Raw genomic sequence first — 7,428 nt, 5'->3', positions numbered from 1 at the left:
AAACCCAGTATCATCCGCTTCATTGGCTTAAAAGGACGACTGTAGCAATTCTAAGGCATCGTCTCTATCCTGATTGTGAGTATAGAGGCTGTGAAAAAACATGTCAACCAAAACCGAGCAGAACCTCTCTTCCAACACAAGATGAGCCCAAAGGGCAGATCGATTTCTACTGCAAGGGGGTATTGCGACCTGTCGCGTTTCTGCACAGCACATTGTACCATCGGGAGTAATCGATAAGCATAAGATATAGGTAACTGTGCTATAATTATCGCAAAGGCGTAATCTGCGATAAAGGAGGGACCCTTTCCTGGAGACGTTAGAGATTGCTAAGAAGATAGTGGATGCGGCCTTGGAGAGGCAAGCCACTGATATCGTGTTGCTTGATCTTCAGGGTGTCTGTAGTTTCGCGGACTATTTCGTTATCTGTAATGGCGAGAGCGATCGTCAGATTCAAGCCATCTGCGATGAGATTGACGACTCGCTGGCCAAAGAACATATCACTCCCCGGCGGCAGCAGGGCAGCGTCAGTTCCGGCTGGATGATCGTGGACATCGGCAATGTGGTCGCTCACATTTTCAGCCCTCAGCAGCGGCAGTTCTATACGCTCGAGGAAATGTGGAGCACGGGCTCACCGGTGCTCAAGATTCTATGATCCATTTGTCGATATCCCGCTGATGGGAGAGGATTTCCTTCGGCGAGAAAAACAGACTGATTTCCTTCTCCGCATTCTCCAGAGAATCTGACCCGTGCACCAGATTGCGTCCGGTCTCCAACGCCAGATCCCCTCTGATGGTTCCCATGTTAGCGTTAACCGGGCTGGTTGCGCCCATGGTATTTCGGACCACTTCCACTGCTCTGGTCCCTTCAAGGACGGCGGCAATAATGGGCGCCGAAGTGATGTATGCTATCAGCCCATTGTAAAATGGTTTGCCCTCGTGGTCAGCGTAGTGCTTTTTGGCCTGGCTCTCGTTCATCTGCAGAAGCTTCATGCCAACGATCTTGAGTCCCCTCCGCTCCAGCCGGGAGATGATCTCTCCCGTCAGCCCTCTCTGCATCGCATCCGGCTTAACCAGTACCAGTGTTCTCTCCATCTCTTGGCTCCTCTCAGAATTAGTGAAGATTAGCCTTGTTCGGATTCGGGGCGGTGCTTCTTGAGCCAGTCTTCGATCTCACCCGTCACGTCGGCTTTGCCGGTGAGAGTCTCCAGCATGCCATAGACCTCGCCGAATGTGCTTACCACATCCTTTGGCGTGCTGTGCGTGCTGACGCAGGCCATGGTCAACTGGCTGGCCATCATCATCAGGTAGACCCGCTGCATTTCTTTGGCTTGTTTGGTTACTTCCTGTTGCATGTGACTGGTAAGGCAGGCCATCAGTTCACTCTCGTCACTGGACTCCCGGCCGCATATCGGACATCGCATCGTGCCTCCTCTTTTTCGGGATGGTGATTGAGGGCTTCTTCAAATACAGGGGTTGGGCGGTTCGAACGTCATCCAGATCGCCCGATTCGATTCTACGCCATCCCAACTCGCAAAGGCAACTGATCCGGCGAAGCGCCGGAGGTCTCTCCGGGAACACAGCGTTATCACCGAGTTCCTTTTTGAGACGGGCTGATGTTTCGGGATTAATCTCACCGCAGAACAGCGTTCGTTCTCTTATTGCGGCGCTCAATTCTTCAATGGTGGTAATGTGCTCCGGCACAATCCTCTCCCACTTGCCGCTTCGGGTCTCAAATGTGGCGGCGGTGATCTCACTGCGCCCGGCATTCATCATCGGACAAATGGGGAAGACTGCATCGGCATGAGAGAACGCGATGGCCTCGAGTGTGCTGATGGTCACCAGCGGGATTCCGAGAGCGAAAGCCAGCCCTTTGGCAGTGGAGAGCCCCACACGCAATCCATTGAAGCTGCCCGGCCCCTTGGCCACGATGATTGCTGTGGTATCGTGGATATCTGCCCGGCGCAATTGGAGGAGATAGATCACTCTGGGAATCAGCTCCACAGTATGGTTCTGGTCGGTCTGCCAGGTAAAATCTGCCAGAACCCGCCCTTTGTCTGAGAGAGCCGCTCCGGCCATATTCGTAGAGGTATCTATGGTAAGTTCCATTTTCCTTCCAATTTCCTCAACAGGTTGGTGTATCTTTGGCCGCGGGCTTCGAATCGGAGTTGCCGTTCTTCTGGTGCTTGAAGATGCTCGAACTCAATCAGGAGATGATTCTGCCTGAATAGTCCCGGGGCCTTATCGGCCCATTCTATCACGCAGACGCCATCGCCGGAGAGATACTCCTCCATCCCGATTCCCTCGATCTCTTCAATGTCGTCGAGTCGATAGAAATCGATGTGGTAGACCTTGAGCCTTCCTTGATATTCTCTCACCAGGACAAATGAGGGACTCGATGCATAGCCGGAGAATCCTATCCCCTGCGCGAGGCCTTGGGAAAAACAGGTCTTGCCCGCCCCCAGGTTTCCCACCAGCAGGATCAGGTCGCCTTTCTCCGCCAGTTTGCCGAGATCGGCACCGATCTCGCGGGTTTGCTCCGGGGTTTTGCTGATTATCTTGAAATGTATTATTGACATAACATGTACGCATTGTAGGGGCACGTTTCAACGTGCCCCTACGGGTTAAAATGGTCCCACCCGCCTTTTTTATACCGGACTTGTTTTCCGTTCTCATTGATCAGGTTCACCTTCCCCGGCTTGCCTTGTTTGATTTCCCCGATGACCGAAAAATGTAGGGGCACAGCTTGCTCTGCCCTCAGGCCGCGGATCACCTCGGACGGAGCGGTGAATAGCAGTTCGTAATCCTCTCCGCCGCTCAGCGCCAGCTCCAGAGCCTTCTCGCCGAAAGCGGCTTTGGCTGCCGGATGGACAGGTATGTCTCTCAGTCGAATGGTGGCTTCCACTTTGCTAGCCTCGCAGATGTGGCCGAGGTCGGCGATCAGGCCGTCGCTGATATCGATTGCCGCCTTCACACCTCCTCGGGCCAGCGCCTGTCCTTCCGCCACGCGGGGAACGGGTCGAAAATGCGCCTCGCTGAGAGTCGATGATACCTGAGAATCTAGCGAGAGGTTTTCCTTCAGCATTCTAAGTCCGGCTGCTGAAGCGCCCAGGTGTCCGGTAACCGCGATCAGGTCGCCGGGTTTGGCTCCCGAACGGGTGAGCATTCTGTTCTTTGCCACTTTTCCGATGACGCTGGGGCTGATGATCAACTGGGGTGCTTGAGTGATGTTGCCGCCGATGATGGCCATATCGAATCGACGGGCAATTTGAGCCATGCCTTGGTAGAGCTCGGTGATTTTCTCTGTTTCAGTATCTGACGGCAGCCCCAGAGAGATCATGGCGCTGGTGGGAATCCCGCCCATGGCAGCGATATCGCTGATGTTCACCGCCAGGGATTTCCAACCCAGATCGCGCCCAGTGATCCTATCAAGCGTGAAGTGGACATCCTGCACCAGCATGTCGGTTGTGCTAAGCTGGATAGAATTTCCACCCTCCCATGCCGCCGTATCGTCGCCGATGCCAATCAGCAGATCGGGATGGTGTCCTGCCCCTTCAGACTCGATAATCCGGGCCAGCATTTCGATGAGCCCGAATTCGCCCAACTCGCTCACTTTCATCGATTCCGATTATACCTGCTTGACTGTGAAGCCACAACCGAATGTCCAGTGTGTAACGCCCCCAGCGCTTTTACGCTGCCCCCTCTTTCGAAAAGAGGGGGTTAGGGGGAGTTCATGTGAGAGTCTCCTATGCGGATTCAAATAGGGGAAAGATAGCCTAGAGAGAATTGGAGCATAAAAATAAAAATCGTCGGGGCCAGGTACAGAAAAGGCAGGTTGGCCGATGTCGGCCAACCTGCCTTTTGATCGCTGCTTGTTTGCTTATCTCTTGATCCGTACGGATCGCCAGCCTGTTGACTGGGGCCGATATCCGGCGCTTCTCTGCTGCGATGTGCGAGCCGGAACGCCAACGGGGACTTCTCGGGTGAGTACGGGCGGACCATAATCAAAGCTCGGCAGGGTCTCTCGCGGTAGACTCTGGCCCATAATTTTCTCCAGAGTCCGCACCATCGTGCCGTCTTCGGGAGTTGCCAGCGTGAACGCATCGCCCGTCCGCTCAGCTCTTCCAGTGCGGCCGATGCGGTGAATATAGGCATCGGGAGTATCCGGCATATCGTAGTTGATGACGTGCGAGATGCTCTCCACATCCAGACCGCGCGCGGCAATATCCGTGGCAACCATGATCTGATATCTGCCGTCCTTGAATCCATTCAGAGCGGATTGCCGCTGGCCCTGGGAGCGGTCACTGTGCAGGCTGGTCACTTTGCGACCGGTTCGCTCGATCTGCTCCGCCAGTCGCTGGGCGCGATGTTTGGTTCGGGTGAAAATCAGCACCGATTCGGTATCGGTCTGCTTCAAAAGCTCCAGCAAGAGCGGCGTCTTGAGGTTCTGCGATACCGGGAAAAGCGCATGTGTAACGGTCTCCACCGGGCGTTCCAGTCCAATGGATATCTTTTGAGGATTATGGAGTGCCTGGGCTGCCAGATACTCGATCTCCGGCGGGAATGTTGCGGAAAACATCAGCGTCTGTCGCTCTTTGGGAATATGGCTCATGATTTTGCGTATCGACGGTAGGAATCCCATGTCGAACATGCGGTCGGCCTCATCCAGCACCAGCACTTCCAACGCCGAGAGGTTGGCATGACGGTGTTCGATGTGATCCAGCAGTCGTCCGGGGCAGGCCACCAGAATATCGACTCCTTCGCGCAGGGCCTTGAGTTGAGGCGCTGCACCAACTCCGCCGTAGATAGTCGCGCTACGGATTTTCATCCCTGCGCCGAGTTCACAAATGGTGTCGTTGATCTGCTCTGCCAGCTCGCGTGTTGGCGTGACGATGAGCGCCCGAGTGTTGCCGCGCTGTCGGGCGAGAAGCTTGTGCAGAATCGGCAGGACGAAAACGGCAGTCTTGCCGGTGCCTGTCTGTGCCGTCGCAATGATGTCTTTCCCTGAGAGAACCGCGGGGATGCCCGCCGACTGAATGGGCGTCGGCGTTGTGTAGCCTGCGCGGGCAATGCCGGGAAGCAGGCGTGGATCTAGATTGAACTGGTTGAAACTCAAGAGCTGTCCTTTTTTCAGAAGCCAAGCGGATGCCAAAGGGGAGCTTGCGGGGCTCAGGCGGTTGACAGAAGCAGAGACTGCTGAACTTGTTTATTTTGATCACCGAGTGACCTGCATACAGTATAAGGCAAGTAGTGCCGGAAAGCAAATGAATGGGGCGCGTGGCTGCTGCAAAAGCCAGCAATCTGTGTTATACTACTCGGCAATTGCTCGGCAAATCGATCCGCTTTGGTACACCTTCATACAAACATGTTTCTCCGGGAGGGGCGCAATTCGAATTAGACGAATTTATGCTAAGGAGGCCCTGATTGAGTTATGCTCAGCCCCCTGACTCCCAAGTCTCCGGTAGCGAGTATCCTGCGCACGCAATCGGAGGTGCTTAATTAGGTACCGGCCACTGGGGAACATATCATCCTTACATCTGCCGAATCGGGTTCGGCAGAGAGGTGCTTGATCCGTAACTTGAGGAGGAGACGAGATGATAGTTGTGGTGGTTGTTGCTGCGATTTTCGCTACGGTCTCGATTGCCCTTTTCATTTCTGCTTTTATGACGACCAGAAGATGGTCAAAAAGATCCAGATTCGTTGGATTACTGCTGCAAGAGGGTAATATCAGTGGATTCATTGGAGAAATGGACAAGGACATCGCCAATGCCAAGCATGGCGGATATCGCACCACTCTGCTAGTCAATAAAACCACGGGGCTGTACTACAAGGGAGAATGGGCCGCTGCAGTCAATTTGTTGAAGTCGATCGATCCGGCGCCATTTCCCAGAGTGGTCAAAGCGGTTTACTACAACAATTTTCTTCTCAGTACACTTTCCCTGGGCAGAATCGATGAAGCCAATGAGATATGCGCACATCACTCGGAGTGGCTTACCCCGAAAACCAACAATCAGGGCCTTAATTGCGTGCTGCGCAGCACAGTGGCTTCTCTGGCGTACTACAATGGGAAGCTCCCAGAGAGCAAATCTGAGTTTATGCGATTGCTGGGGATGCCCCGGCCGAAGATATACGCCGCCGTCACACACTATTTCCTGGGGCTGATCAGTCTGAAGGAGAATTGCCCCCAGGAAGCGCTGGGGCACTTTGACAAAGCCGCTGCAATGGGAAGCAATACTTGGTTGCCAGCCTCGATACGGCCCATTATCGACTCGTTGAATCGATCCAACTAGGGTATGAAAAAGCGTAAGGTCTCCTTCGAATCGATGCCATGGGAATCGGCGATTACTGGAGTCAGATTCAAAGCTCACCAGCAGAATGGGCGCAAACTGCGGCTGGTGGAATTCGCTCAAGGCTTTGTCGAACCGGATTGGTGTCTCAAAGGGCACATCGGGTATCTCCTTGAAGGAGAGATGGAGATCGATTTCAATGGGACAATGATCGAGTTCCGGCCGGGCGACGGGATATTCATCGAACCCGGCGAGGTCGACAAGCATAAGGCCAGAGTCAAGAGCGATTTCGTCAGATTGGTCTTGGTGGAGGAAGCCTGATACCGGGTGTTTTACAATCAACTCTGTGGCATTAATAAGTTCTGTCTGTATTCCCGTTCGTGTGGGAATCACATCAAATATCACATTGTCAGTCTATCGCAGAGATTTTGCATAGGGAAGCGAGGATCCATTGGATCAGTCTACCGGACCGCATCAATTCACCATGGAAGGCTGGATTAGCTGTTCGCCCTTCGAGCGCCTGCTGAATATGACCATCGTCGAATCGGTCGATGGGCGGGCCACCCTTACCATGCCGTTCCTCTTGGATTTTGCCCAGGGTGGAGGGTTGCTGCACGGCGGTGCGCTGGTGGGTCTGGCTGATACTGCCGTGGCAATGGCCATGAAGAGCCTGCTCCCTCCGGAAACTCATTTTGCCACCATCGATCTTAAAGCCGGATTCCTGTATCCGGTAAAGCAGGGCATAGTCACAGCCAAAGCTCAAGTGGCGAGCCGAAACGGCCGGATACTGGAGGGCAAAGCGATTGTCTGCGATGAGGACGGAAGGCAGGTGCTGGAGTTCTCTTCAACATACAAGATCGCCAGGGATGCGAAGATCAGGGGAGTCACTTTCGAGGACAATGAAGGTGCGCTGAAATGAAGATTGGAGTGTGTGGCATTGCCTGTGAGAAATGTCCCCGGATGACAAAGGGAGTCTGTCCCAGCGGGGAAAAGGGATGTATGCCGAAGGAAAACAAATTCTGGCGTTCCTGCAAAAAGGTAGCGCCTTGGTATTGAAGCTGATATTGGGATGCGATAGACTCAAGTTGAGGCTATTCGACTTGAGGTGAAGGGATGTTCAGAGAGAACCACAGGCATAAGCAGAC

11 protein-coding genes are annotated in these 7,428 nt (G+C 53.9%); 5 read left to right on the top strand and 6 right to left on the bottom strand.

Features of this window, described 5'->3' with window-relative positions:
• Positions 1 to 337: 337 nt before the first annotated feature.
• Positions 338 to 652, top strand: coding sequence for a ribosome silencing factor (gene rsfS / locus PHV74_13735; GenBank protein ID MDD5095420.1), 315 nt, complete (start codon positions 338 to 340; stop codon positions 650 to 652).
• Here the strand turns inward: rsfS and ndk are convergent.
• The 6 genes from ndk to PHV74_13705 all read right to left on the bottom strand — a co-directional run bounded on the left by ndk (position 639) and on the right by PHV74_13705 (position 5,112).
• Positions 639 to 1,091, bottom strand: a complete 453-nt coding sequence (gene ndk / locus PHV74_13730; protein MDD5095419.1) for a nucleoside-diphosphate kinase — start codon at positions 1,089 to 1,091, stop codon at positions 639 to 641. The two genes, rsfS and ndk, sit on opposite strands and share 14 nt — an antisense overlap.
• Before the next feature lie 29 nt (positions 1,092 to 1,120).
• Positions 1,121 to 1,420: a hypothetical protein gene (locus PHV74_13725; GenBank protein MDD5095418.1), complete on the bottom strand. Its 300-nt coding sequence runs from the start codon at positions 1,418 to 1,420 to the stop codon at positions 1,121 to 1,123.
• Positions 1,386 to 2,105: a tRNA (adenosine(37)-N6)-threonylcarbamoyltransferase complex dimerization subunit type 1 TsaB gene (gene tsaB / locus PHV74_13720; protein ID MDD5095417.1), complete on the bottom strand. Its 720-nt coding sequence runs from the start codon at positions 2,103 to 2,105 to the stop codon at positions 1,386 to 1,388. The genes PHV74_13725 and tsaB overlap by 35 nt, the downstream gene beginning before the upstream one ends.
• Entirely contained in the window at positions 2,090 to 2,575 is a 486-nt protein-coding gene (gene tsaE, locus PHV74_13715) for a tRNA (adenosine(37)-N6)-threonylcarbamoyltransferase complex ATPase subunit type 1 TsaE (protein ID MDD5095416.1), read from the bottom strand. Before tsaE ends, tsaB begins: the two co-directional genes overlap by 16 nt.
• 38 nt (positions 2,576 to 2,613) lie before the next feature.
• Positions 2,614 to 3,615: a thiamine-phosphate kinase gene (thiL, locus tag PHV74_13710; GenBank protein MDD5095415.1), complete on the bottom strand. Its 1,002-nt coding sequence runs from the start codon at positions 3,613 to 3,615 to the stop codon at positions 2,614 to 2,616.
• Positions 3,616 to 3,876: 261 nt separating this feature from the next.
• A complete protein-coding gene (locus PHV74_13705) occupies positions 3,877 to 5,112 on the bottom strand; it encodes a DEAD/DEAH box helicase (protein MDD5095414.1) in 1,236 nt (411 codons plus the stop codon).
• A 478-nt stretch (positions 5,113 to 5,590) separates the two neighbouring features.
• Between PHV74_13705 and PHV74_13700 the strand changes: the two genes are divergently transcribed.
• From PHV74_13700 to PHV74_13685, 4 genes are all read left to right on the top strand, one after another.
• Positions 5,591 to 6,286: a hypothetical protein gene (locus PHV74_13700; protein MDD5095413.1), complete on the top strand. Its 696-nt coding sequence runs from the start codon at positions 5,591 to 5,593 to the stop codon at positions 6,284 to 6,286.
• Positions 6,287 to 6,289: 3 nt separating this feature from the next.
• Positions 6,290 to 6,604, top strand: a complete 315-nt coding sequence (locus PHV74_13695) for a hypothetical protein (protein ID MDD5095412.1) — start codon at positions 6,290 to 6,292, stop codon at positions 6,602 to 6,604.
• A gap of 163 nt (positions 6,605 to 6,767) precedes the next feature.
• Positions 6,768 to 7,202 carry a PaaI family thioesterase gene (locus tag PHV74_13690; protein ID MDD5095411.1) on the top strand — a complete coding sequence of 145 codons (435 nt, stop codon included), beginning with the start codon at positions 6,768 to 6,770 and terminating at the stop codon, positions 7,200 to 7,202.
• A 31-nt stretch (positions 7,203 to 7,233) separates the two neighbouring features.
• Positions 7,234 to 7,392: a hypothetical protein gene (locus PHV74_13685; GenBank protein MDD5095410.1), complete on the top strand. Its 159-nt coding sequence runs from the start codon at positions 7,234 to 7,236 to the stop codon at positions 7,390 to 7,392.
• Positions 7,393 to 7,428: the final 36 nt, after the last annotated feature.

The organism is Dehalococcoidia bacterium, assembly GCA_028711995.1.
In the GTDB taxonomy this organism is placed as follows: Bacteria; Chloroflexota; Dehalococcoidia; order SZUA-161; family SpSt-899; genus JAQTRE01.
Note: the sequence above shows the minus strand (reverse complement) of the source record. Positions and strands in the feature narration are given on the sequence as shown.

Coding starts and splice junctions, on each gene's coding strand:
- ndk (MDD5095419.1), bottom strand. CDS start 1,091: ATGGAGAGAACACTGGTACTGGTTAAGCCGGATGCGATGCAGAGAGGG.
- PHV74_13725 (MDD5095418.1), bottom strand. CDS start 1,420: ATGCGATGTCCGATATGCGGCCGGGAGTCCAGTGACGAGAGTGAACTG.
- tsaB (MDD5095417.1), bottom strand. CDS start 2,105: ATGGAACTTACCATAGATACCTCTACGAATATGGCCGGAGCGGCTCTC.
- tsaE (MDD5095416.1), bottom strand. CDS start 2,575: ATGTCAATAATACATTTCAAGATAATCAGCAAAACCCCGGAGCAAACC.
- thiL (MDD5095415.1), bottom strand. CDS start 3,615: ATGAAAGTGAGCGAGTTGGGCGAATTCGGGCTCATCGAAATGCTGGCC.
- PHV74_13700 (MDD5095413.1), top strand. CDS start 5,591: ATGATAGTTGTGGTGGTTGTTGCTGCGATTTTCGCTACGGTCTCGATT.
- PHV74_13695 (MDD5095412.1), top strand. CDS start 6,290: ATGAAAAAGCGTAAGGTCTCCTTCGAATCGATGCCATGGGAATCGGCG.
- PHV74_13690 (MDD5095411.1), top strand. CDS start 6,768: ATGGAAGGCTGGATTAGCTGTTCGCCCTTCGAGCGCCTGCTGAATATG.
- PHV74_13685 (MDD5095410.1), top strand. CDS start 7,234: ATGTCCCCGGATGACAAAGGGAGTCTGTCCCAGCGGGGAAAAGGGATG.